General features: G+C 60.9%; 20 protein-coding genes. 11 read left to right on the forward strand and 9 right to left on the reverse strand.

What is annotated here, in order from left to right; all coding sequences use genetic code 11:
- Nucleotides 1–295: 295 nt before the first annotated feature.
- A complete protein-coding gene (locus tag IVA79_RS22170) occupies nucleotides 296–1,156 on the reverse strand; it encodes an epimerase (RefSeq protein ID WP_247556631.1) in 861 nt (286 codons plus the stop codon).
- A gap of 102 nt (nucleotides 1,157–1,258) precedes the next feature.
- On the opposite strand from IVA79_RS22170, the gene IVA79_RS22175 reads away from it, so the two are divergent.
- The 3 genes from IVA79_RS22175 to IVA79_RS22185 all read left to right on the forward strand — a co-directional run bounded on the left by IVA79_RS22175 (nucleotide 1,259) and on the right by IVA79_RS22185 (nucleotide 4,508).
- Nucleotides 1,259–2,179 (forward strand): glycosyltransferase family 2 protein, encoded by a 921-nt coding sequence (locus tag IVA79_RS22175; RefSeq protein WP_247556633.1) that lies wholly within the window; start codon nucleotides 1,259–1,261, stop codon nucleotides 2,177–2,179.
- An 85-nt stretch (nucleotides 2,180–2,264) separates the two neighbouring features.
- Entirely contained in the window at nucleotides 2,265–3,947 is a 1,683-nt protein-coding gene (locus IVA79_RS22180; protein ID WP_247556635.1) for a hypothetical protein, read from the forward strand.
- A 324-nt stretch (nucleotides 3,948–4,271) separates the two neighbouring features.
- Nucleotides 4,272–4,508: a hypothetical protein gene (locus IVA79_RS22185; RefSeq protein WP_247556638.1), complete on the forward strand. Its 237-nt coding sequence runs from the start codon at nucleotides 4,272–4,274 to the stop codon at nucleotides 4,506–4,508.
- Between the two features lie 188 nt (nucleotides 4,509–4,696).
- Here the strand turns inward: IVA79_RS22185 and IVA79_RS22190 are convergent, their stop codons facing one another.
- Entirely contained in the window at nucleotides 4,697–6,820 is a 2,124-nt protein-coding gene (locus IVA79_RS22190; protein ID WP_247556641.1) for a M10 family metallopeptidase C-terminal domain-containing protein, read from the reverse strand.
- Nucleotides 6,821–7,019: 199 nt separating this feature from the next.
- Between IVA79_RS22190 and IVA79_RS22195 the strand changes: the two genes are divergently transcribed.
- Both IVA79_RS22195 and IVA79_RS22200 read left to right on the forward strand, forming a co-directional pair.
- The gene (locus IVA79_RS22195) at nucleotides 7,020–7,322 is read left to right on the forward strand and encodes a hypothetical protein (RefSeq protein ID WP_247556643.1); all 303 of its coding nucleotides are present in this window, start codon (nucleotides 7,020–7,022) and stop codon (nucleotides 7,320–7,322) included.
- Between the two features lie 117 nt (nucleotides 7,323–7,439).
- The gene (locus IVA79_RS22200) at nucleotides 7,440–8,633 is read left to right on the forward strand and encodes a CoA transferase (protein WP_247556645.1); all 1,194 of its coding nucleotides are present in this window, start codon (nucleotides 7,440–7,442) and stop codon (nucleotides 8,631–8,633) included.
- A gap of 1,321 nt (nucleotides 8,634–9,954) precedes the next feature.
- Here IVA79_RS22200 and IVA79_RS22205 read toward each other — a convergent pair.
- The 4 genes from IVA79_RS22205 to IVA79_RS22220 all read right to left on the reverse strand — a co-directional run bounded on the left by IVA79_RS22205 (nucleotide 9,955) and on the right by IVA79_RS22220 (nucleotide 14,202).
- Nucleotides 9,955–10,821 (reverse strand): outer membrane protein, encoded by an 867-nt coding sequence (locus IVA79_RS22205; protein WP_247556646.1) that lies wholly within the window; start codon nucleotides 10,819–10,821, stop codon nucleotides 9,955–9,957.
- A gap of 161 nt (nucleotides 10,822–10,982) precedes the next feature.
- The gene (locus IVA79_RS22210) at nucleotides 10,983–12,497 is read right to left on the reverse strand and encodes a tripartite tricarboxylate transporter permease (RefSeq protein WP_247556648.1); all 1,515 of its coding nucleotides are present in this window, start codon (nucleotides 12,495–12,497) and stop codon (nucleotides 10,983–10,985) included.
- Nucleotides 12,498–12,508: 11 nt separating this feature from the next.
- Nucleotides 12,509–13,051 carry a tripartite tricarboxylate transporter TctB family protein gene (locus tag IVA79_RS22215; RefSeq protein WP_247556650.1) on the reverse strand — a complete coding sequence of 181 codons (543 nt, stop codon included), beginning with the start codon at nucleotides 13,049–13,051 and terminating at the stop codon, nucleotides 12,509–12,511.
- Nucleotides 13,052–13,227: 176 nt separating this feature from the next.
- A complete protein-coding gene (locus tag IVA79_RS22220) occupies nucleotides 13,228–14,202 on the reverse strand; it encodes a tripartite tricarboxylate transporter substrate-binding protein (protein WP_247556652.1) in 975 nt (324 codons plus the stop codon).
- A 247-nt stretch (nucleotides 14,203–14,449) separates the two neighbouring features.
- On the opposite strand from IVA79_RS22220, the gene IVA79_RS22225 reads away from it, so the two are divergent.
- On the forward strand, nucleotides 14,450–14,803 hold the full coding sequence (locus tag IVA79_RS22225; RefSeq protein ID WP_247556654.1) for a hypothetical protein: 354 nt from the start codon (nucleotides 14,450–14,452) through the stop codon (nucleotides 14,801–14,803).
- Between the two features lie 265 nt (nucleotides 14,804–15,068).
- Entirely contained in the window at nucleotides 15,069–15,530 is a 462-nt protein-coding gene (locus tag IVA79_RS22230) for a hypothetical protein (protein ID WP_247556656.1), read from the forward strand.
- Nucleotides 15,531–16,305: 775 nt separating this feature from the next.
- On the opposite strand, the gene IVA79_RS22235 is transcribed toward IVA79_RS22230, so the two are convergent.
- Nucleotides 16,306–17,103: an enoyl-CoA hydratase/isomerase family protein gene (locus IVA79_RS22235; RefSeq protein WP_247556658.1), complete on the reverse strand. Its 798-nt coding sequence runs from the start codon at nucleotides 17,101–17,103 to the stop codon at nucleotides 16,306–16,308.
- A 45-nt stretch (nucleotides 17,104–17,148) separates the two neighbouring features.
- Entirely contained in the window at nucleotides 17,149–18,348 is a 1,200-nt protein-coding gene (locus IVA79_RS22240; protein WP_247556661.1) for an aminotransferase class V-fold PLP-dependent enzyme, read from the reverse strand.
- Nucleotides 18,349–18,554: 206 nt separating this feature from the next.
- Between IVA79_RS22240 and IVA79_RS22245 the strand changes: the two genes are divergently transcribed.
- From IVA79_RS22245 to IVA79_RS22260, 4 genes are all read left to right on the forward strand, one after another.
- On the forward strand, nucleotides 18,555–21,563 hold the full coding sequence (locus tag IVA79_RS22245; RefSeq protein WP_247556663.1) for an FAD-binding and (Fe-S)-binding domain-containing protein: 3,009 nt from the start codon (nucleotides 18,555–18,557) through the stop codon (nucleotides 21,561–21,563).
- Nucleotides 21,556–21,984 (forward strand): heme-binding protein, encoded by a 429-nt coding sequence (locus IVA79_RS22250; protein WP_247556665.1) that lies wholly within the window; start codon nucleotides 21,556–21,558, stop codon nucleotides 21,982–21,984. The genes IVA79_RS22245 and IVA79_RS22250 overlap by 8 nt, the downstream gene beginning before the upstream one ends.
- 177 nt (nucleotides 21,985–22,161) lie before the next feature.
- Nucleotides 22,162–23,166, forward strand: a complete 1,005-nt coding sequence (locus IVA79_RS22255; RefSeq protein ID WP_247556667.1) for a glycosyltransferase family A protein — start codon at nucleotides 22,162–22,164, stop codon at nucleotides 23,164–23,166.
- Nucleotides 23,163–24,341: a glycosyltransferase family A protein gene (locus IVA79_RS22260; protein ID WP_247556668.1), complete on the forward strand. Its 1,179-nt coding sequence runs from the start codon at nucleotides 23,163–23,165 to the stop codon at nucleotides 24,339–24,341. The genes IVA79_RS22255 and IVA79_RS22260 overlap by 4 nt, the downstream gene beginning before the upstream one ends.
- Here IVA79_RS22260 and IVA79_RS22265 read toward each other — a convergent pair.
- Complete coding sequence (locus IVA79_RS22265; RefSeq protein WP_247556670.1) at nucleotides 24,279–25,133, reverse strand: radical SAM protein; 855 nt, start codon at nucleotides 25,131–25,133, stop codon at nucleotides 24,279–24,281. The genes IVA79_RS22260 and IVA79_RS22265 overlap by 63 nt on opposite strands.
- Nucleotides 25,134–25,153: the final 20 nt, after the last annotated feature.

Consider the following 25,153-nt stretch of genomic DNA (forward strand, 5'->3'; position numbering starts at 1 on the left):
TATCCCGGCGGCCGTCGAGGCCATGCGCCAGTATTGGATGCCGATCCGCTACGCCCGCGCTGGCTAACAACTGCCTACGTGGCTGCTCATGCCGGTTACAGCTGATGAAGCATCCTACTTAGTTAGCTCTCCTACAGTGCTGCAGACTGCGCCATTGATTACTTCAAGCTGATCGACGCATACAACTAGCCCCTTTTGGATAGTAGAGCACGTAACATGCGCGCATCGCTGACGCCGTCTGGCTAATTACGACCGTAACGCCATGCTCACTGAAAGGCCCTTGCATCGTGCTTTCTCACGACCGCTGGCATGTCTCCGGACAAAAGTTCGGGTAAAATGGTCGGGGCTTCCAATCGAAGTCGGCGATCGCGGGCGCCGGATCAAAAACCATATCCTTTCCCATTCGGCTCGCCATGGCAGCATTCGCAGACTTAATAAATGGTCGACCCAACAAGAACGCCAACCTCCACAGCTCCAAAGGTATCGAGATGATCCTTCGTGGCAGCTTCAAACCATCGAAGATTCGACCGACCATTTCGTAATATGTCACCGTATCGGTGCCCGGCACGGCGTATATTTTGTTGATCGCAAGCGGGCTGGCCGCGGCGTTGATCGCTCCGATTGCTAGATCTTCAGCGTGAACGGGCTGCCTTAAGCCAAGCCCCTCCCCAGCGAGCGGCATGAACCTGAGACGCTGGATAAGCTGAGCAATGCGAGACACATTGCTGTCCCTGCCTTCAGCATAAATAAGCGTAGGCCTTAAAACGGTCCAACCAACACCGCTCTTTGTGCACACTTCGATAAGGTGAGCTTCCGCTTCAGCCCAAGCAGCGACATACTTGCGCTCTTCCACGAGCTCAGAGTCGCGCTTCGTCTCCAAGCTCGTAGACGTAAATGCCACAACCCGCCTCAAATTGGACGTGATCAAGCATGGCAGAGCGTCCGCAAGCAGCTTCGCGTGCGCCGTGCAGTAGATCGTCCCGACATCCTCAATTTGCAGAGCTTTAGGCGCCGAAAGGTCGGCGCGCAACCAGTCCACATTGGGAGATTGTTGGATTTCACGCGACACAGCAATTGGTCGCTCACCACGCGCGACCAATCGCTCGAGAATATAGCCCCCAACGATGCCGCTTCCTCCCAGGACAAGGCTCCTCACGGCGAGCTCCTGAAGTGTAGCATCACACCAATAAACTCGTTAACATCCTTACAATGCTTTGATATGGTCTCACGTTTGAGATGTCTTTGGAATCGCACAGAAATGAAGAAGCTTCGGGTTCGATCTGGCACCATCTCGTGGCTACGCCGGCGGCTGCCAAGCCCACCAATTTGGACCTTTCAGCAATATAAACCGCGCCCTGTCGTTTCGCAGGAGATCGTACCTCCAACGATGCGAGCACCTTTTCCACGCGTAGGGATCGTCACACCGGCCTACAATCACGCTCACTTCCTGAGAGCAACAATCGATAGCGTTCTCCACCAGAATTACCCGGCGCTCGCCCACCACGTCCAGGACGGTGGATCGCTCGATGGCACCGTCGAATTGCTCAAGTCGTACGGTAGCCGGATCTCGTGGCAAAGTCGAGCTGACAAAGGACAAGGCAATGCCATAAATCTCGGATTTGCACGCATGCCGGGCGACATCGACATCATGGCCTACCTAAACAGCGATGATACACTTATGCCGGGTGCCGTAGCCTATGTCGCAAGCTTCTTGCAGAACAATCCAGCCGTCGACATCGTCTACGGGCATCGCATTGTTATCGATCACAATGGTCAGGAGATTGGGCGCGCGGTGATGCCTCCGCATGATGCGCTCGCACTGAAATACATAGGCTACGTGCCACAAGAAACGATGTTCTGGCGCCGCAGGGTTTGGGAAGCGATCGGTCCGATCGACGAAACCTTCCGTTTTGCCCTAGATTGGGATTTCATGATCCGGGCCCAGCGCGCCGGCTTCAAATTTGCACGCCTACCGCGGTTTCTTGGATGCTTTCGTGTCCATACCGAGCAGAAGACTTCTGCCATGCTGGGCGTTGGTCTCGAAGAAATGGAAAAGATCAGAATTCGTGAAAATGGTCACGGCATCACACGTGCGGACATGCGTCGGTTTGTATTCCCTTTCCTAGCCAAACAGTTCGTGTACCATTGGCTTCATCGCTCCGGCGCAATAGGTTACTAAATCGCAATATCGTTTCTTACCTCTTCAGACCGCGAGTGCGCTCCGGCAGCACGGCTGTTTCCTCGATCATTGCAAGAGTTTGATAATGGCAACGGCTTACGCCGGCAACACTTTAATTTGGTGCCGAGGTACCGACACCCTACTTCTGGTCCTCTTGGGAGCCTCTGAAGTCATCGCCTTTTATACACACGTACACTTCAATGTCGCTCCATTCTATCCCCCTGCCTTTGATCAGCTATCATACTATCTCCAAGCGTATGATCTAATAGAAAAGACTCTTTCAAACGGCGTAGCCGAACTGCCGAAGGCGCTCTTCGAATCTAGCAACGCCACCGGCACAACATTTGCTCTTCAGGGAGCGCTGATCTCGCTGATTGCTGGGGCCAGCCGAACAACATTTTTGACGATCAACGTCATCTACCTGGTCGCCGCGCAAACGATCTTGTTCCTAACGGTCCGTTCGCTCAGTAACAGCGCATTCGGATGGACAGCGGTAGCACTTCTGATATCCGCATCTACTTTGTTCAACCGCGCAGGCGGGCTGTATGACTACCGCATCGACTTCATCGCAATGTGCCTCTATGGCATATGCATTAGTTTTATTCTTTGGTCACGCATTTTTCTGGACTGCGGCAAAACCGCGCTTGCAGCGCTTGCATGCATCATACTGGTTTACACTCGTTTCTTCACGATCATCTATATAGCTGGCGTCCTTGCATTTCTGCTCGCAATTCAGATAGCCCGGTGGATACAGACAGCAACTACCGAGCGCGCAGTCGCTGGACAGCGGGCGCGCAATATATTCCTGTGCGGTTGCCTCATTGCGTTGATTTGCATCCCGCGCCTATATATTTCCAGGGAGGCGATCTACAATTATTACCTTGTCGGCCATGTGCTCGGCGAAGAGAAGTTCATTCGCGCGAGCGAACTCGGAATCCACGGAGCGCTCGCGCATCTTCTATACTATCCCAGATCAGTGATCGGTTCTCACATTGGCGTTCTGACCTGGGTCATCGCCGCGCTTATCGCCGTTCTATCGTTTCGGCAACTGCCGATATCAGTAACAGAGGCATTTCGGCGCCTCCATTCCTATAGGCTTGAAGTTGCTACGCTGTTTGTTGCAACACTTGTTCCCCTTGCAATGCTGACCGCGAACGTATCGAAATCGCAAGTCGTCGCCGGAATTGTAACGATCCCGATCGTTCAGATCATGATTCTCATCGGCATCGCTCTGTGGCCCTGCGGAACATCAATTCGCATCGCAGGCAGGATCTTTGACGTCGCCGTTCTTGCGGTAACCGCTGGATTGATTGTTTTCTTTTTCCGAGCGAGCCCGTTGCCAAATGTGGAGAATCGCACGGATTTGGATCGAGTTTCTTCGATGAGCATGGAGATCGTGCGTTATGCCGCGGATCGTAAGTTGACCAAGATAAGTCTCTCGGTCGACAGAGTCTCGGACTTCATGAATGCTGGCATCCCTCGGATTTTCAGCATAGAGCGACTTCATCGCAACTTGATCGTAGAGGGGTTGTTTGGGCATGGTGGGTACGGTATCTTTGCTACTGCGCGCGAAGACGCGCTCCGCCTGTATGCAAGCAGCGACGTTATCATCATGACCGATCCCTACAAGGATCGCGCCAAACCGTACCCTATCAATGCCAAAATTCGGGAGTACTGGCCGGAGCTTTGGCAATGGACCAATCAGAACCGGCATTTAATCTTTTCTACCATGATCGATGGTGTGCCCTATTACTTGTTCGTCCGCTGAACTACGACGGAAATTGATCTAGCACTCTAGCGAGCCGAGGAAGTTCGAAGGATCCTTTGTCCCCTCTCTTACGATGAACTTCGATGCCACGAGTCAACTCGGCGCCTTCACTTATGGTCAGCTAGACAATTTTCGTGCCTGACCAGTCGGCTGAAAAAGCGCAGTCCCGGCTCAACAAGCATGATCAGTTTGCTTGCAGTTCAATCGTCTGAACACATAAATAAGACAGTCTACCGCAGTAGCCTAACGGGATCAAAAGGAAATCAGGCTGGATTCTGCCGTTCCCACTTGTTACGTTTCCGACCTACATGAAGTGATTTTCCGATGAGCATTACGAATCGCCCTGCCCGCACTACCGCCGAGTTGATTGCTCTCATCAATCAACGGCAGCCCGACTGGTGGCCATCTGATTTCGGTTTGAGTATCGATCGATCGGCTGAGCACGATTGGGTCGCGGTTGTTGATTCGGGTCTTGAACCGGACAACGGTGCCGAGTTTGCACTCAGCCTGGGGCGGATCGTCGCCGATTTGCGATTACGTAATGCCTGGAGCGGATACTGATAGACGAAGCGCCCCCTGCGTGATCGCACGCTGGCGATGTGCCCGTGACAGAAGCGCGAATTATCCCCGAGTTGCAATTCGGCGTTTTGGATGCGCGGACAAGTGATTGCAAACAATCAAAGGGTTGAAGGATGTTGAGATCTGATGCGGAGGCGCCCGTTTGCTAGCAGTCCGGCCAGTTTGTGTCTTCATCCAGTGATGATGTGGCCGAGGTGCAGAAGCGAAATTACGGTATCTAAGTGTAAGGGCTCTGAAAGCGGGACACCGATTTGACCATCAATTCGCAAGTGCCCGTCTTCGAATAGTCCGCTGTGTGACACCACCCCTGCGCCAAAGCCGATCACATTATTTCCGTTTAGATCCTGATGGAGGGTCGTCTCCAGCGACACCAGCGCAACACTGCTCGCTGATACCAATCCTTTATCGAAAACGAAATTGCCTCCGCCATCAGTCGTCCACACCGAATATTGGTTAGTGTTCGAATTCTTCCACACGACTTGGTAACCAGCCCCCGTCGCTTCAGCAGCAATCGGCGCCCAAGCTTCGCCAAACTGACCCGCCGTCACCACAGCGCCACCGAATTTCAAAGAAGGGCCAATCCCGCCAGCAACAGCATTGAGCAGGTAGTTGCTACCCGTCTGTACTAGGCTGGTTGAACCGAAGCTTTCAATATTGGTCGACACAAGACCAATCGCTCCGTCTGCATTCAGATCTTGATGGAAACTGCTCTCGAGCGACATGAGAGCAGCGCTGGTTGGCGAAACCGATCCTATATCCGAAATGAAACTGCCTCCGCCATCAGTCGTCCACACCGAATATTGGTTAGTATTCGAATTCTTCCACACGACTTGGTAACCAGCCCCCGTTGCTTCGGCAGCAATCGGCGCCCAAGCTTCGCCAAACTGACCCGCCGTCACCACAGCGCCACCGAATTTCAAAGAAGGGCCAATCCCGCCAGCAACAGCATTGAGCAGGTAGTTGCTACCCGCCTGTACTAGGCTAGTGATGCCGGTCGCCTCGATCACGACCGGGGCGAGCTGGCTAACGAGTGTGGTGCTGGAGATCGGCCCATCAGCGAACTGAAAATTCTCCACGCCCGTCAGCGTATCGGTACCATCGGGTGAACCGGAACGCCGGTCTACGACGGTGAAGGTCTGCGTCGTCGAATTGTAGGAGATGGCGTAATTGGCTTTGTTGGCAGAATACACAGTTGTATCCGTGCCGGTCCCCCCGATGATGGCGTCATTGCCTGCCCCGCCAGTGATCGTGTCGTTGCCGCCGCCGCCGTTCAGCGTGTTGGCGATGGCGTTGCCCAGAATCGTGTCGTTACCAGACCCGCCGGTGGCGTTGTCGATGTATGAGCGTGTGTCGCCGTTATAGAGATAGGCGTTGTAGACGTTGCCCGACGCGTAATGGCCGTCGCCGAGATAGGCCAGCTGCACGGAGGAGAACACCGACGAGGCACCTGGATTGAGGTTGATGCTCAGGTTCGTCGTGTAATTCGAGAGGTCGTAGGTATCAACGCCGCCGCCGTCCCAGACGGTCTCGTAGATGCGGTTGGCCGAGCCCCCGGCGCCGCCGCCCGGCGCGAGCTGCCCGACGCCGTTGATAAACTCCTGTCCTGTGGCCGGATTCCAGGTGTAGACGGTATTGCTGCTCTGCGTCGTGTAGTCCGCGCCGTACATGGTCTGGAGCGCGAGGATATCGTTGGCCATGTAGGTCTGCGAATATCCGTACGCCTCGTTGGTGTAGCCGGACGTGGTCGAAGCACCGACATAGCTGCGATAGCTCATGACGGTGTATTCGCTGTCGTCATGCGCGCTCGGCACCGCGACGTTGGCGGGACCGCCGGCCTCCTGGCTGTGCTTGAGGCCGAAGGCGTGGCCGAGTTCGTGCAGCGCGGTGGTGAAGTAATAATTGCCGAGCTTGGCCAGCGAGAAGTTGTATTGAGTGCCGAACCAGACGTCGCCGCCGGACGCATAGTTAGCGGGATAGTAGGCGTAGGCGGTCGGATTCGCCGCAGCCGACTGCGCGATCATGATGTCGGCGCCGTTCGTGCCTGCATATTGGATGTTGGCGTTGGTGTAGCTGAGGATCAGCCCGATCGCGTAATTGATCGCCGTCTGGATCTGGGTCGGCGCCGATGTAAAGCCTGAAGTCGTGGGCTCGCCGTCGCCGCCGGAATAGGGATTGGCGTAGTCGCTGGGCGCGTCGGGAAAACTGTAGGTGATCGTGCCGGTCCATTTGACGCCGGATAGCAGGCCGTCGATCTCGGCGTTGTTGGTGACACTGACATTTACGGCGGTAGCCAATGGACTCTCCAGAGCAGCGTATCGCGCGTGATTCGCCGCGACGGCATATGATTCTAGTTAGAGAGTTAAACGTTTGGTTTAAATGGGGCAGTGGCGTTCGCGCCCCTTCCATAAGGCCGCGTTAGCCATCAAATCCCGTAATCATACGGAGCGCAAACAACACCCTGTTCCCGGAACACCCGTAATTTGCAGGAGTTTCATGAAACGACGTCTACTGCTGCCCGGCCTGTTTGGTGCCCTGATCGCGCTCGTCGGACTGGATCATCTACCCTTCGGAGGACTGCCTGTCATGGTTGAAAAGGCCAAGGCGGACGACAGCGGCAAGGCGCGGCGCGCGCCCTCCATGCCGATGGCCCGAGATCCTGCCGCTGCCGTGGCAGAGGAATACGAAGCCGCCCGCCGGACGGGAACGCCTGAAGCCCTCGAGCTCTTCATCGCGCGTCACGGCGATGATCCGCTGGCCGAAAAGGCGCGCGCCGAATTGAAGCGCCTGTCGCGCTGATCTGTCGGGCCTGATCAGGCATGGCATTTCGGCAGGCGGCATCGGCGCCGGGCCAGGCTTGTCGCGTGATCTTTCGGCACTATGGTAGGCGCGCAATCTGTCCCGGAGCCATTCAAGATGCCTTTTCCGCATGCCTCGGAAGCCCTGTCGCGCTTCACCGTGCTCGACCTGACCCGCGTCCGCTCCGGACCCACCTGCGTGCGGCAACTGGCCGATTGGGGGGCGAATGTCGTCAAGATCGATGCGCTGACCGAGGACGCGGGCGGCGAGCAGCCGGGCGGCCCCCGGCGGGGTTCCGACTTCCAGAATCTGCATCGCAACAAACGGGCCATGACGTTGAACCTGAAGGACGAGCGCGGGCTCGCCGTGTTCAAGCGCCTCGCCGCCAAGGCCGACGTCGTGGTCGAGAATTTCCGGCCCGACGTGAAGAAGAAACTCGGCATCGACTATGACAGCCTCGCCGCGATCAATCCGCGCATCGTCTATGGCAGCATCTCCGGCTTCGGCCAGGACGGCCCCTATCACAAGCGGCCCGGCTTCGATCAGATCGCGCAAGGCATGGGCGGGTTGATGTCGATCACGGGTGCGCCGGGCGAAGGGCCGATGCGGGTCGGCATTCCCGTTGCCGACCTCACGGCGGGCCTGTTCTGCGCCATGGGCATCCTCACCGCGCTGCTCGAGCGCGAGGTCTCAGGCAAAGGCCAGTGGGTGCAGACTTCGCTGCTCCAGGCCCAGATCTTCATGCTCGACTTCCAGGCCGCACGTTGGCTGATGGAGAAGGAGGTCGCTAAGCAAGCCGGCAACAACCATCCGACCAGCATCCCGACCGGCGTGTTCAAAACCTCGGACGGCTACATCAACATCGCCACGACAGGCGGGCGGATCTGGGAGCGCTGCGCCCAGGCGATTGGCGCGCCGGAGCTCTACGCCCACCCCGACTATGCGACGGCCCCTGCCCGCTCCAAGAACCGCGACGCGCTCAACGCCGAGATCGAGAAGCGCACGGTGACGAAGTCGACCGAGACCTGGGTCCGCGAGCTCAATGAGGCCGGCGTGCCCTGCGGGCCGATCTACGCCATCGACCAGATGTTCGAGGACGCGCAGGTCAAGCATCTCGGCATTGCGCAGGACGTGCCGAACGAGGAAGGCCAGCATATCCGCCTGGTCGGCCAGCCTGTAACGCTGTCGCGCACGCCGAGCAAGATGGTGGCGCGGCCGCCGGAATTCGGCGAGCAGACTGACGAGGTGCTGAAGGAGTTCGGCCTCTGCGCCAACGAGATCGCAAACCTGAGAGAGGCCCGCGTCATCTAAGTTCCCTTGAGCTACACTTGCAAGCGCATTTCAAACGCGAGAGCTGTTAGCAGGACTACGAACGAAGCTTGTTTCCCCATTGGAGAAGGCAACGGTGTAGGCCTCTTCTTGAGACACAGCCTTGTTCGGCTAAGGGCATGTCGCTCTTCGGATGACATCGGTGATCCTGGCGAGCACGTCGACTAGCGGATTGCCGTCGTTTCAACTAGACGGCTTATCAGCAGGCGAGGATGGTGGTTGGCACTGTAAACACTGCATTTTCCGGGAACCAGTTGATGGCGGCGGAAACTTCACTGCCCCGAGTAACGAGTCTTCAATTTCTAGCCAGAAACGGAAAGCCCTCGCCGCTCTTCTGATAGTCCGCCGTTAGTCGCCATCCCGCAATGTCATGGACTATACCGCACGCGTCGCAATGCAGCTTCTTTTCACCTAGTAGCCGTTGCCCCCGCGCGAGAGTCGCTTCTGAGGCCGGCTCAAGACAGCTTGGACACACTAGCGGCAGACGCCTAGCTTTCCAACGATCTATGAGGCTAAACAGACCGCCGAAAACCAAAAGATGAAAACGATCTACTCTCATTGTTTGCTCGCTACCGCCGAACGTTCCAATGGTTCCCGCTCGTTTTGCAAGCCTCGGAGCCGGACGCCGCGCGACTGAGAAGCCCGCCTCTGTTTGTCTCACCTGGCCGGGCGGACTCAACCTTTACATTGGCAGACCAGCGGGTCAGCTCTGGACTGTTACCTTGCAAACTAGTCAGGTCGGCGTGCTGGCGGCCGGCTAGGCGGCGGCTCGTTCAGATCTCGGGCCCAAGGAGCACCAGTTGCAACCCCCGATTTCGAGGAGATTTCGTCAGAGCTCACACAGGATGCAGTAAGAAAGCTTACCGCAATCGCAGCGCTTGTCCCCACCACCCTTGTAGCGTAGGTCCGCAGCAAACGGATGGATCGAAACAGATCTTCCTGCATGCCAGACACTAAGGTTGAACGGAGCGAATCATACGCTATCATGAGAGTGTACGATGGTCGAGTCTGCCGGCTTCCCGGAACCGACTTGGACAAGAGCGTCAAGCCGAACCTGCTTCCAGCAGGGGCCCGCAGTCGACTTCCCGGTACGCTTCCGCGTAAGCCGCAGAATGGTGGCGCACCCGCCGGAATTCGGCGAGCAGACCGACGAGGTGCTCAAGGAGTCCGCTTAGGCTTGAACGAGATCGGCAAAGTCAGGGACCGCCAAGGTGGTCTGAGCGCCCGGCGCCCGATCCAACCCCGAAACGACAAAGCCCGGCGCGAGGCCGGGCTCTGCTTGTTGTTGACGCCTTTGTTGATCTCAGTACTTGGCGACCACCGGGCCGCCAAACTGGTAGTTGATGCCGGCGCGCAGAATGTGGTCGGTGAAGCGCGACGAGGCACTGGCCGCGATCGTGGGGAGTGGCGCCAGCGAGAACGGACCGGACGAGAAGCGGCCGAGATCCATGTAGAGGTATTCGAGCTTGGCGCTCCAGTTCTGGGTGATCTTGCCTTCCACACCCGCACCCACGGTCCAGCCGACGCGCGTATCCGACGCCGAACTCGTCGAGGCGACCGCCACACCGGCAGGCGTGAAGCCGGCGATCGTGCCCGTGGTCTTGATCTCGCCGAAGGCCACACCACCGGTGCCGTAGAACAGCACCTTCGGAGTTGCCAGGATGCCGACGCGGCCGCGAACTGTGCCGAACCACTGAAGATGCTGGTCGATCGAGAGCGTGGTACCGGCGGCAGCGCCGGCGGGCAGGGCAGTCACGCCGGGAAGACAGGCGCCGCCTGCAAGTCCGGTGGGGGCGCAGTTGAAGCCGGCGCGGCCCTTTTCGTCGGACCAGTTCAGGTCGCCTTCGACGCCGAACACCCAATTAGCACTCTGCCAGTTGTAGCCGCCCTGGCCACCGGCGACGGCGCCGTTCATGTCGAACGAGGCGCTGGTGATGGAGCCGGCAGGCGGCGCGATCACTGCACCGGTCGCCGTATTGGTGTAGGTGACGTCGGTGCGCGAACGGCCCCAGCTGTAGCCGCCATTGGCGCCGACATAGAAGCCGGTCCAGCTCCAGACTGGATCGACGATAGGCGCCTTGACATAGGGCCTTGCCGCGAGATCGGCAGCAACCGCGCCCGTCGCGAACAGCGACATCGCCGCCGCCATTCCAATCACAATCCGCTTCATGGAGAACCCCCTCCGCACAATTTTGTGATCCCAACATACGCCAGCACCTGCCCAAAGGCTGTGCCATGCCGGCAACATCCAGCAACAATCGTGGCGTGTGACGTTCCGGACCACAACGACATGGACCCGTTCATGCCATTGAATCCAAAGGATTATACTTACTACGATGTCGTCCTGGTCCTATGCGTCAACCCGACACCGGCAAGCAATCTGTCGATCACAGGCCAAAACAGCAGCACGATCGCCAGGGTCGTGATCGAGCCGACCAGGCCGTTTGACCAGAACACCTTGAGGTTGCCGCCGGAGCCGATCATCGACAGGCGGAAGGCATCTTCGGCCCGGTTGCCAAGCACCAGCGCGAGGGTGAACGGCGCCAAGGGAATGCCGATCTTCTTGAAGACGTAGCCGACGATGCCGAAGCCGAGCATCAGCCAGATGTCGAACATCGCGTTCTGGATCGCGTAGGCGCCGATCGCGCAGGACACCACGATCATCGGCGCCACCGCGGCGAACGGCACGCGCAGGATCGAGGCGAAGATCGGCACCGTCGTCAGCACCAGCACGAGGCCGACGACATTGCCGAGATACATCGAGGCGATCAGGCCCCAGACGAAGTCCTTGTGCTCGACGAACAGCAGCGGCCCCGGATTGAGCCCCCACACCATCAGGCCGCCGAGCAGGATCGCCGCGGTGCCTGAGCCGGGAATGCCGAGCGCGAGCATCGGCAGCAGCGCCGAGGTGCCCGAGGCATGCGCCGCCGTCTCCGGCGCGAACACGCCTTCGATGCGGCCCTTGCCGAAACTTTCGGGCTCCTTGGCGAAACGCTTGGCAAGGTTGTAGCCCATGAAGGAGGCCGCGATCGCGCCGCCAGGGGTGATGCCGAGCCAGCAGCCGATGAAGGAGGAGCGCAGCAGCGTCACCCAGTATTTCGGCAGGTCCTTCCAGACGCCGAGCACGACACGGAGCGAAATGCTCGCCGCATGTCCGCGCAGCGCCAGCCGCTCCTCCATGGTCAGCAGGATCTCGCTGATGCCGAACAGGCCGATGACGGCGACCAGGAAGTTGATGCCGCGGAGCAGCTCCGGCGAGCCGAAGGTCATGCGCAGATTGCCCGATACGGTATCCATGCCGATGCCCGCCAGCAGCAGCCCCAGCGACATCGAGATGACCGTCTTGTGCTTGGCCTCGCGCCCCAATCCGACGAAGGAGCAGAAGGTGAGCAGATACACCGCGAAAAACTCGGGCGGGCCGAACTTCAGCGCAAAGGAGGAGATCATCGGCGCAAGGAACGTGATCAGGAGCACCGCGACCAGCGAGCCGATGAAGGAGGACGTGAACGCCGCGGTCAGCGCCTCCGCGGCCCTGCCCTGCTGCGCCATCGGATAGCCGTCGAAGGTGGTTGCGACCGACCAGGCTTCGCCGGGAATGTTGAACAGGATCGAGGTGATGGCACCGCCGAACAGCGCGCCCCAATAGATGCAGGACAGCATCACGATCGCCGAGGTCGGATCCATCGTGAAGGTGAGCGGCAGCAGGATCGCGACGCCGTTGGGGCCGCCGAGGCCTGGCAGCACGCCGACGAAGATCCCGAGCACCAGCCCGACCATCATCAGCACGAGCGTCTTCCACGTCAGCAGGACGGCAAAGCCGTGAAGCAGGAGACCGAAAGCTTCCATCGCGGGACCGCCTAGTGGCCGAAGGCCGCTTCGAGCGGCCCTTTCGGCATGATGACGTCGAAGGCGATGTCGAAGGTGACGAACATGATCGCCGTGAATACAAGAGCGGTGAGCAGCGACTTCCACAGCGGGATCTTGCCGACGAAGCGCATGAAGCCCGAGATCAGCAGGAAGCTCGCGACATAGAGGCCGAGGAACTGCGTCACCAGGCAGAACAGCAGCGTCGGCACGAACACCGCCAGCACGCGGCGGCCTTGCGCGCGCGTGACGAAGGTTCCGGATGACGCGCGCCGCGCCAGCATCGCGACGATCAGGCCGTAGAGACTGCCGCCGCCGAGGATGATGGAGAGGTAGAACGGGAAATAGCCGGGCTCGGGCCCGGTCGCATCCCAGGACGCGCCGGTGCGCCAATTGTCGTAGCCGAGCGTGAGCGCCAGCGCGAGCAACAGGAGACAGACGACGATCTCGATGGTGCCGGAGGAGACGACGGAGGGCGAGTCGTCTTCAGGCGCGGTCGGATCGTCGACGACGATTTCTAGATCGGTTTGGGACATGAGCCGTTAGGGATGGAGTGCGGTCAATTCTCCCTCTCCCCGCTTGCGGGGAGAGAGTCGGGCTGAGGGGGAGTCCCCCTGGGGACGGTGAGAGTTGGACTTGCGGAGAGTCCCCCCTTCACCCGCATCACATCTTTGATGCGATGCGACCTCTCCCCGCAAGCGGGGCGAGGTGGCTACTTTGCGACGAATCCAGCTTCCGTCATCAGCGCCTTGTTCTGCGCATCGTCCTCCTCGAGGAACTGCACCATGTCCTTGCCGGTGAGGAAGATCGGCTTCAGCGCCTGCTTCTCCATGTACTCCTTGTACTCCCCGGTCTGCGTCACCTTGTGGAACAGATCGACATAGAACGCCTGCTGCTCCGGCGTCACCTTGCCAGGCAGGAACATCGCACGCAGCATCAGATATTGGACGTCGACGCCTTCCTCCTTGCAGGTCGGGATGTCGGCCCAGGACTGCGTCTCCGTCACCTTGGCTGTGTAGGCGATGCGCTCCTTGTCGAACACGCAGAGCGGACGCACCTGGCCCGCGCGCCAGACTTCGAGATTTTCGGAAGGGTTGTTGACGTTGGCTTCGGTGTGGTTGCCGACCAGCTGGGTCGCGGCCTCGCCGCCGGACTTGTAGGGCAGATAGGAGAACTTCGCGCCGGTCTTCTGCTCGAGGAAGACGGTCAGCACGTGATCCTCGCGCTTGGAGCCGGTCCCGCCCATCTTGAACGGCGCGCTGGCGGCCTTCGCGGCCGCGACGAAGTCCTTCACCGTCTTTGGGCCTGCGCTGTTGTCCCAGAGCACGAACTGGTCGAGCGCGACCACCGAAACCGGGGTCAGCTCGCGCCAGTTGAACGGGATCTTCGCCGACAGCGGCAGCATGTAGATCAGCGAATAGGCGATCAGCACCTTGTTCGGATCGCCCTCGCTGGACTTCATGTACATCAGCGCTTCCGCGCCCGAGGCGCCGCCCTTGAGCGAGACGACGATCGGCTGCTTCATCAGATTGTTCTTCTGGATCGCAGCTTGCATCATCCGCGCCATCTGGTCGGAGGCGCCGCCCGCGCCCGCCGCCACGACGATCTCGACCGGCTTTGCCGGCTCCCAGCCCGCAACAGCCGGCGTGCCGCAAAGCGTGGCCGCAAGCGCAATTGCGGCCTTCATTCCATGTCCCACGTGCGTCTTCCCTATGTTCTTGTTTGGATTGGAAATTCAGAGCTGAATTTCAGCGCCCATTGTGCTGGCGAATTGGGCTAAGTTCAAGCCGTCCGACGACATCCCCGTTATGACTTTGGAATAAGACAAGTCTCGCGCAATTGAGTTACAAGCGAGCCGCCGCATCTCGTAAGGAAGGAGCGGTTCAGACGATTCGATTTTACAGAATTCGCCGAGAAGTTCAGAGTTTGAAGTGATGCCGCGCCTGCTCTATATCAACGAGAAATTTGGCCACGACGCGACGATCGTCTTGGACAGCGGAGACGCCTGTTGGATCTCCGTCGGCAAGAAGGGCGTTCTGGTACGTTCTCACAAGCACAGCTTTTTGGGCGGATTGCTGGGGGGCCTGTTTGGTCCAAAGCTCTATCAGGAGCAAAATGTCTACCAAGCGCTAAGCGTTGCCCAAGCTCTCTCGGCAACGTTTCGGCCGGTTCCACAAATCAGATGCAAGGACGCGATGCTCAGAGCATTCTGCACAGCGGTTTGGCACTGCTCTTCCCCCGCACGCGTTAAGGCCGTATTGAATGATCCGTCGTTGCTTGCGGCGTAACACTGTGCGAGCAAGATCGCTTCACCAAGACTATGTTGCTTCCACCCCCGCTTGCAGTTTTCTGGTCCAACCATATTCCTGAAGTATGAATACGCGTAGAAAAGTAAGCTTGAACCACGCCCCCGAGCGGAAAAGAGCGCGCTGGAAAGTGCAGTGGGGAGTGCCCGCCCGAGCCGCTGGCGGAACCGCAAGAGCAGCTGCGCTATCGGGCGAGGAGCGAAGGGAGATTGCGCGGAAGGCTGCCAAGGCCCGTTGGGCGAGGCACTTGCCGCGAGCGACGCATGAAGGCGTCATCCGATTTGGAGGCATCGAGATTGAGGTTGTCATTCTCGATGACGGACAGCGCCTGGTGACTCAGAGTGGCTTCATGGTGGGTCTAGGTCGCATGCGTCCTCCCAAGGGACGTCAGTATTACAGGAGCGGCGCCAACCTCCCTGCTTTTTTGAGAGTGCAGAACCTAAAGCCCTTTATTGGGGAAGAGTTGGTTATGATGGCTAACCAGATCGAATTTCGTACCAAGCAGGGCTTCAAGGCGTTCGGGTACGCGGCGAACTTTCTGCCGGAGGTCTGCGATGTCTTTGCGCGCGCCCAACGAGCTGGAGTCTTAAAGGCCGTCCAGCGCAACATTGCTCGCCGCGCCGGAATTATCGCGGAGCAGCTCCAACGATCAGGCACGACGTGCCTCATTGATAAAGCTACAAGTTACCGAGAAACTCGCGAGGTCTAGACCCGTCGGGATGGCTATGGCCGCGAGCAGTGAATCCAAGTGTGCCGCACGATCTTAGTTCCGCGACATCAACCTAGGCTGTGTACTCATTAGGCGGCTGGCCGCCTGATGTCTGCTCCCCCTAATAGCGGCGGAAAAACGGACATCTCCCGAGGTCGCTGAAGAGACAAAGGCTGCCTTGGCCAGGCCGAATGGCCCTGATCGGCTCGCCTCCCGAACGCTGCCCCTCGGTAGTCAGAGCAAGAAAGTAGCTAGGCGCCCCCCCTTTAGTGGCGGTGGCTAGCTCTCGCTGAGGACCTGCCTTGCGTTCGCGGATGCTATCTTACCGTCCCAACATAGTATCCTTTGGCCTGGCCATCCTCCGAGAACTTGGGACATACGCAAAAGCCTCCCGGCGAGCTGCGTGTCGGACACACGACCCTCGGCGTTCCCGACGGCAGTTCGGACGCATTCACGAGGCACTGCGATTTAGGTGCTGGGTCGTGCGGCGTGCTTTTAGCGAACACGTCTGTACCAGCACCGGCCAGCAAAAGAACAACCAGGAGGGCCTGAAAGAAGCACATGCGTGAATCCTAATGCGATGACACGAGTGCGGCTAGGCTGAAAGCCACCACGCACGCAGCAGCCAAGGACCACAGTGTTATGAGGACCTCTCTCGGCATACCTCTAGACCAACGCAGCGGTTCCTGCGGCTCCTAGTTTACAAGTTTTGGGCAAGAAGTAAATTTTCAAGGCCCCGCATCGTAGCCTCTGCAGTATCATTTCAATAGATCGGCTACTTGCCCTTCCAGTTCGGTGTGCGCTTGTTGAGGAAGGCGTCCATGCCCTCGCGAAAATCTTCGCTCATATAGGCTTTCAGGATCAGGTCCTCGCCCTCCTCGCGCGACAGCGTGCGGCGGATGCGGCGCACCGCTTCCTTGGTCGCTTCCAGCGTCAGTGGCGCGTGGCTGGCGACGAGCTTCGCGGTCTCGTCGGCGCGCCGCTGCAGCGTCTCCACGTCAGGCACGACCTCGTTGAGCAGACCGAGCGCCAGCGCCTCCGGCGCCTCGACGAGGCGCGCCTTGAAGATCAGATCCTTGGTGCGGGCGGGGCCAACCAGCGCGACGACGCGGCTGATGTTGGACATCGACAGGCAATTGCCGAGCGTGCGCGCGATCGGAAAGCCCATCCGCGTCGTCTCGGTGCCGATGCGCAGGTCGCAGCACGCTGCAATGCCGGCGCCGCCGCCGGTGCAGGCGCCGGCAATGGCCGCGATCACGGGGACGCGGCACTGTTCGAGCGTGCCGAGCACGCGGTCGATGCGGGCCTCGTAGTCGAGCGCATCTTGCGCGGTCTTGAATGCACGGAACTGGGATATGTCGGTGCCGGAGGCGAACGCCTTGTCGCCGGCGCCGGTCAGGATCAACGCCTTGATCGAGCGATCGGCGTTGATCTCCTGGCAGATCTCCGCCATGCGGTCATACATGGCGAAGGTCATTGCGTTCCGCGCTTGCGGGCGGTTGAAGGTGATCCGCGCGATGCCGTCCTGGACGGAGTAGAGCAGGTCTTCGTTGCCGGTCGCAGGTGCGTTCATCGCGCGTCTCTTTTTCTCGTTAAGCTGCTTCAGACCACTTGAGTCTCAAGCCACCTGGGCTTTGGCCATCGGCACTGCGTCGCGACCCTTCAGGACGTCCATGGCCGCCAAGACGCCGCCGCTCCGGTGCGGAATCTTGGCAAGATCGAGACCCATCTCGACGCCGGCGAGCGTGCCCATCAGCATCAGATCGTTGAAATGGCCGATATGGCCGATGCGGAACACCTTGCCCTTGACCTTGTTCAGGCCGGTGCCGAGCGACATGTCGAAGTTTTCCAGCACCACCTTGCGGAAGGTGTCGGCGTCGTGTCCATCCGGCACGCGCACGCCGGTCAGCGCCGGCGAGTGCGCAGCCGGGTCGGCGCACTGCGTCTCCAGGCCCCAGACCTTGACCGCGGCGCGCGTCGCCGCGCTGTGGCGCTTGTGGCGGGTCCAGACGTTCTCCAGCCCCTCCTCTTCCAGCATCTTGACCGCCTCGCGCAGGCCGTAGAGCAGGTTGGTCGCGGGCGTATAGGGGAAGGTGCCGAGCTTGTTGAAGTTGATCACCTCCTGCCAGTCCCAGTAGGAGCGCATGCCGGGGTTGGCCTTGGCAACGCTGAGCGCCTTCTCCGAGACGGCGTTGAAGCCGAGGCCGGGCGGCAGCATCAGACCCTTCTGCGAGCCGGCGACCGAGACGTCGATGCCCCAGGCGTCGTGCTCATATTCCATCGAGCCGAGGCCGGAGATGGTGTCGACCATCAGCAGCGCCGGATGCTTGACGCGGTCGAGCAGCTTGCGCACCTCCAGCGGCGGCGTCACGCAGCCGGTCGAGGTCTCGTTGTGCACGACGCAGACCGCCTTGATCGCGTGCTGCTTGTCGGCGACCAGGCGCTTCTCGATCTCCGCGAGGTCGGCACCATGGCGCCAGTCGCTCGGAATGAAGTCGACGTCGAGCTTGAACTTGTCGGCGATGCCGCGCCACAGCACGGCGAACTGGCCGGTCTCGCACATCAGGAGCTTGTCTCCGGGCGCGAACACATTGACCATCGCCGCTTCCCAGGCGCCGGTGCCGGACGAGGGGAAGATGATCACGGGCTGCTTGGTGCGGAACACCCGCTGCATCGAGGCGAGAACCGCAAAACCGAGCTCGGCGAACTCTGGACCACGATGGTCCAGCGTCGGCATGTCCATCGCCCGCAGCACCCGGTCGGGCACGTTGGTCGGTCCTGGAATCTGTAGGAAATGCCTTCCAGTATGCACGGTCATCGGCGTCCTTCCCGGTCTTTGAGGCTGTCTTGGCTCGAGCGTCCCTCGGCCCGCATTGAGGGGCTCCGGCGAGCCGCTCGCATATCACTATTCGCCGGGCTTGTCCCTCGCCCGGCGGGGTCCGTCAATGCACAAGAAGCAGGGCTCGCTTGCCAAGCGCCGTGACGGGAGGCAAGACGGTGCCGGCGAACAGGCGAGAGCGGATTATGGCGGCGGAAGTGGCTGGAAAATCACCAGAATCGGTCCAAACGGACCGTCTGGCGGCACGTCTGGCCCGGGAAATCACGGGCGACGTCCTGTTCGATCCCTTCAGCCGCGGCCGCTACGCCACCGACGCCTCGTTCTACCAGATCGTGCCATCAGGCGTGGTCGTGCCCAAGACCATGGACGAGGCCCTGCTGGCGTTGGCGATTGCCCGCGACGAGGGACGCAAGGTCACCCCACGCGGCGGCGGCACCTCGCAATGCGGCCAGACCGTCAATGACGGGCTGGTGGTCGATCTCTCAAAACACCTCAACCGGATCCTGTCGCTCGACGTCGAGGGCCGGACTTGCGTGGTCGAGCCCGGCATCGTGCTCGACGACCTCAACCGCCAGCTCAAGAAGCACGGCCTGTGGTTTCCGGTCGATGTCTCCACCGCCTCCCGCGCCACCATCGGCGGCATGGCCGGCAACAATTCCTGCGGCGGCCGCTCGCTTCGTTACGGCACCATGCGCGACAACACGCTGTCGATGGAGGCAGCCCTTGCCGACGGCACGCTCAGCCGCTTCGGCGAGGTCTCGGGCGATCTCTCCGATGTCGCGGGCGGCGACAGTGCGCGCGCCCTATTCCGAGACATGCTCGATCTCGGGGCTCGTGAAGCCGAGGAGATCGCGGCGCGCTTTCCAAAAGTGCAGCGCCGCGTCGGCGGCTACAATCTCGATGCGCTGGTGCCGCGCAATGCGCCGAACAACATGGCGCATCTCCTGGTCGGCTCCGAAGGCACCCTCGCCTTCACCACCAAGGTCGAGCTGAAGCTGTGGCCCGTGATCCGCAACAAGGCGCTTGGCGTCTGCCATTTCGGCAGCTTCTACGAAGCGATGGATGCGGCCCAGCACCTGGTCAAGCTGAAACCGATTGCGGTCGAGCTGGTCGACCGCACCATGATCGCGCTCGGCCGCGACATCGCGATGTTCAGGCCCATCATCTCCGCCGCCATCAAGGGCGATCCGGACGCCGTGCTGGTGGTCGAGTTCGCCGAAGAGGACCAGGCGGATAACCTCGTGCGCCTCAAGCAGCTCGGCGAGCTGATGGGCGATCTCGGCTTCGGCTGGAACAACGACACGCGCAAATGGGGCGGCGTGGTCGAGATCACGGAGCCGGCACTGCAGAGCGGCATCGCCGATTTCCGCGCCGCCGGTCTCAACGTCATGATGTCGATGAAGCAGGAGGGCAAGCCAGTCTCTTTTGTCGAGGATTGCGCCGTGCCGCTGCCGCACCTCGCCGACTACACCCAGCGCCTGAACGAGGTGTTTGCAAAGCACGGCACCAGCGGCACGATGTATGCGCATGCCTCCGAGGGCTGCCTGCATGTGCGCCCGGTGCTGAATTTGAAGCTGGAGAAAGATGTCAAGGCGATGCGCGCCATCGCCGAAGAGGCGTTCGCGCTGGTGCGCGAATACAAGGGCTCGCATTCCGGCGAGCATGGCGACGGCCTGGTGCGCTCGGAATTCCACGAGACGATGTTCGGCGAGCGTCTCGTCGCGGACTTCAGGGAAGTGAAGCAGCGCTTCGACCCTGCGGGTATCCTCAATCCCGGCAAGATCGTCGATGCGCCCAGGATGGACGACCGCTCGCTGTTCCGCTTCAGGCCCGACTATCGCGTCGGTGAGCTCAAGACCAAGCTGGACTGGTCGGCCTGGCCCGGCGCCGGCGGCGGCTTCCAGGGCGCGGTCGAGATGTGCAACAACAACGGTGCCTGCCGCAAGCTCGAAGGCGGCGTGATGTGCCCGTCCTACCGCGCCACGCGCAACGAGAAGGACGTCACGCGAGGGCGCGCGAACACGCTGAGGCTTGCGATCTCCGGCCAGCTCGGCCCCGATGCGTTGGCGTCAGACGAGATGATGGACACGCTAAAGCTCTGCGTCTCCTGCAAGGCCTGCCGCCATGAGTGCCCGACCGGCGTCGACATGGCCAAGATGAAAATCGAGGTGCTGGCCGCGCGCGCCGCCTCGCACGGCCTGACGCTGCGCGATCGGCTGGTCGGTTATCTCCCGCGCTATGCCGGACTCGCCTCGCGCTTCGCGCCGCTGGCGAATTTGCGCAACCGCAGCCCGCTATTACGAAAGCTGTTCGAGCGCTTTGCCGGCATCAGCGCGCGCCGCGCCCTGCCCGCCTTCCGCAGCGACGTGTTTGCGCCGCCGGCGGAAGCGATTGGTCCGGAGACCGGCCGCGAGGTGGTGCTGTTCGCCGATACCTTCAATCGCGTCTATGAACGCGAAAACCTCGACGCCGCGCTGCGGGTGCTGACAGCTGGGGGCTATCGTGTGCATCTGCCCAAGCCCTTGGCCGGCAGCCGACCGCTCTGCTGCGGCCGCACCTTCCTCTCCGCTGGCCTCGTCGACGAAGCCAAGGCCGAGCTCGACCGGCTGGTCGCGGCCTTTGCGCCTTTCGCCGTGCGCGGCGTGCCGATAGTCGGCCTCGAACCGAGTTGCCTGCTGACACTGCGCGACGAACTCGCTTCGCTCCGCAAGGACAGTGACGCCAAGGCGGTCGGCGCCCATGCCCTCACCTTCGAGGAATTCCTGGTGCGCGAGGCCGAGGCCGGCCGGCTGCAACTGCCGCTCGGTGCCGTCGCCGACAAGGCAATGGTGCACGGCCATTGCCATCAAAAATCCTTCGGCGCCTTCAAGCCCGTCGAGCAGGTGCTCCGGCTCGTCCCCGGCCTGAAAGTCGAGACCATCGAGTCCAGCTGCTGCGGCATGGCCGGCGCATTTGGCTATGGTGCCGACACCTATGATGCCTCGATCGAGATGGCCGAGCTGTCGCTGCTGCCCGCCGTGCGGCGCGCCGACCAGAACACGCTCGTCGTCGCCGACGGCACCTCGTGCCGGCACCAGATCCATGACTGCGCGCAACGCGAAGCGCTTCACGTTGCGCGTGTGCTGGCGATGAGCCTCGACCGCGCCATGACCAATTCCACGTCCCTCGCTGAAAAGGAAACCAGCCATGGCTGACCTCACCCTCGACACCGCCCGCAAGATCCTCGACGCCGCCTTCGCGAGGGCCGGCGAGCTCAAGTTGAAGCCGCTGGTCGTCACCATCCTCGACGCGCGCGGTGTGCTCAAGCTCGCGGCCGCGCAAGACGGCACCAGCCTGATGCGCGGCGAGATCGCGCATGGCAAGGCCTATGGCGCGCTCGCGATGGGCATGGGCTCGCGCGCCCTATTTCAGCGCGCCCAGGAGCAGGCCTATTTCATCGACGCCGTGAACACCATCGCCAAGGGTGCCCTGGTGCCGGTGCCCGGCGGCGTGCTGATCATGGACGGAACGACCCTGCTCGGCGCCGTCGGCGTTTCCGGTGACACCTCCGACAATGACGAGGCCTGCGCGCTCGCGGGTATTCAGGCGGCGGGGTTGAAGGCAAATGCGGGGTAAGGGGCTGGAGCCTCGCTCAGGCGCAAACGCCATCACGCGGAGCCTGTCACAGGATTGCGCCTGGCTCCGACCCGTTGGCTCCATCTGAGGCTGGGATCGCATCGCCGCAGCTCCTCCTTTTCCGTTGATTTCCATCGGCTTCTGGCCGAGCATCGACCGGCCGATTGCAGGGGGACCGTGCCGTCCGTGAAAGATGCCTCGACAAGCCGTGCCGACTGGAACGACTTGCCGACAACGGCCGAGCCGCTCGTCACGGTCATCATCGTCAATTGCAACTACGGCAGGTTCGTCGGGCCGTGCCTGATGTCGGTCGCACGGCAGGATTACCCCAATCTCGAATGCATCGTCGTTGATTGCGCATCGAGCGACAATTCACGGGCTGTAATCGAGGCCACGATGGCCGGTCTGCCGCCGTCGCGCTTCCGCGCCCGTCATCGCGACGTCAATGGCGGCCATCTGCCCAACGCGCTCTCGGCGCTCTCTGACGTTCGCGGCGCCTTTCTCGTCTGTCTCGATTCCGACGATTTCCTGTTTCCATCATTCGTTGCGACCCATGTCGCTGCTCACATGGCGAGCGGTGTTTCCGCCCCGCTGAGCGTAACGGATCAAATCCAGATCGACGCCGAAGGCCAGATGCTGGCGGGGACCTGTCACTGGCATCAGAAATGGCACGAATTGGCGAACCCGGATCCGACCTCGTGCTGCCGCGCCCGCTACATCCCGCCCGAATGGAATAGCTGGGCGATGGAGCACTGGATCTGGGGCAGCACCAGCTCAATCATGTTTCAGACGAGGGTGGCCAGGGCCCTGGCGCCGGCTGTGGGCGATCACGACGACTTCCCGGCGCAAGTCGGCGTCGACTCCTACTATGCGCGCCTTGCTCACTGCCTCGGCGGCACGCTCCTGATCGACGGAGCCGAAGGCGCCTATCGCAGGCATGGTAGCAATACCTGGAGCAACAACGGCGTGCTCGGTGGCCAAGCGGCAAGCGGTCGTTTCGACAGAGCCGACCTGTTCAACGCAACACTGGCCGTCGCGCTCAAGACCTTGGCCGAACGGCGCGATGACATTGTGCACGAATTCGGCGATCGATGTTACGCGGCGGCCGAGCGCCAGCTTCGTCACGCTGACGAAATCCCTGGACCTTCGCCGCGCGCGGCCGGACTGGAATTGCAGGCATGAATGAGTTTGTTCCGACGCCCGTGCATCAGCCGGGGACGATTGCCGTCAAATCTCCTCGTGTCTCCGTCGTGATCATCAATCACAATTACGGAGACTTCATCGAGCAATGCATTCGTTCGGTCGCGGCGCAGGACTATCGCAACATCGAATGTGTCATCGTTGACTGCGCCTCGAGCGACCATTCACGCGCCGCGATCGGGGGGGCGCTAGAGCGCCTGCCCGGCCGATCGTTCCGGCTGCTCTGCAGGGACACCAATCGCGGCCAGGTGCTGAACGCGCTCGACGTTCTCGATGAGATCAAGGGCGTCTTCGTTACTTTTCTCGATGCCGACGACTTTCTCTTTCCGAAATTCATATCGACGCATGTCACCGCCCACCTGAACGATCTCAATTCAGCGGCGCTGAGCGTCAGCGATCAGGTGCAGATCGATGCTGCCGGCGAGGTGCTGGCCGGGACCTGTCATTGGCATCAGAAATGGCGCGAATTCGAGCCGGATGCCGGCTGGTCGCACCTGGCGCGCGCACGAAGCTGGAATGCCGATCTGCCGTTGCAGATGGAGCCGCTGGGGTTTCGGCTGCATTATGTCCCGGCATGGTGGAGCAGTTGGCTTCTTGATCGATGGATATGGAGCGCGACGAGCGGCCTTATGTTCCGCACCAGCCTGATCCATGCGCTGGCGCCGACAATGGTTGGGGCTGACGAGGTGCGTATACAGAGCATAGACAGCTATTACGGCCGCTTCGCCCATTCCGTCGGCGGAACCCTCGTCATCGACGCAGCGCATGGCGCCCATCGCCGCCACGGCAAGAACAATTTCAGCAATCGCGCGATCCTCGGCGGTCAGACGCCGAATGCGGCTCGCGATCAAACCGACCGGTTCCGCATCCTGCGCGGCATAGCCCAGCAAGTACTGGCCAGCCGATACGGCGATCTCGTCGGCATGTTTGGTGGAGAATTGTACTATTCGATCGCCTGGCAGTTGATGTCGAACGAAGAATTCTTCGAGTTTGCGGCACAGCACGAACTCGATCGTGCCGTCTGGGAGAGGACCATCGGCGCGGCCAATATGACACTGCCGCCGCGCCTGGTCTCGGCTGGATCGCCGAGCGCGCTAACGCGATCCGCTCGACTGTGGCGCCGACTCCGACGCGCCGCGCAAAGGATTTGGCAATGAGAACCTGCGCGGTTCGGCCGAGCACATCGCGCACACAGGCTCGTCCTCAAGCGCAAGGAATCGATCCAGTTCGTCGTCTGTCGCCGATGGTTCGAGTGGCGCGTAGCCAAGATAAGGATCCCACTTATCCGAGAGGTCGTACTTCGCCTTCTGGAGCCCAAGATAGGCCAGTGGCGCGCATTTCCAGATCTTGCCCTCGAAGAGCTGCTTGCAATGCCGCGCCGGGCAGATCTCCCAGCTCCGGCGCGGATTGCCGTCCTCGAACGGCAACATAGCCGCGCCCGAGCCGAGGTAGCGCCGGGTCCACACCCCGTGCGACAGCCAGGTGTGCACGACCGTGCTGTACTCGTTCTGCCACCGCTCGAGCAGATCCATGCTCGGCTGCAACCGCTCCCGATAGGAGCTCGCGTCGTGATGAACCGACAGCGCGATATCGCAATTGCCTGCAGCCTTCATCCTGATCGGCAGATCCGGATGCCGGGCCAGCAGAAAGCCGTTGGTCACGATGCGGATGCGCGCCTCGGGCCAATGTCGCCTGACCAGCGGCACGAATTCGGACAGACGCGGATGAACCGTCGGCTCGCCGCCGAGGAGACAGAACTCCTCCATCTCGAGACGATCGCTCCATGCTGCCATCCAGCGATCCGCCTCCACCAGATCGAGATTACCGGCATGGCCATGGTTCGAGTAGTGCGAGCAGCTCTCGCAGGCGAGATTGCAGGCGTGGGTGACGTGCAGTTCGAGCCGGTTGAGGCGACGGAGCTCCCTGCGAGGCGAGCCGCTGCCGAACATCCGGGACAGTTGCGCAAGAA

The sequence above is a fragment of the Bradyrhizobium sp. 138 genome, from assembly GCF_023074075.1.
Taxonomy (GTDB): Bacteria; Pseudomonadota; Alphaproteobacteria; order Rhizobiales; family Xanthobacteraceae; genus Bradyrhizobium.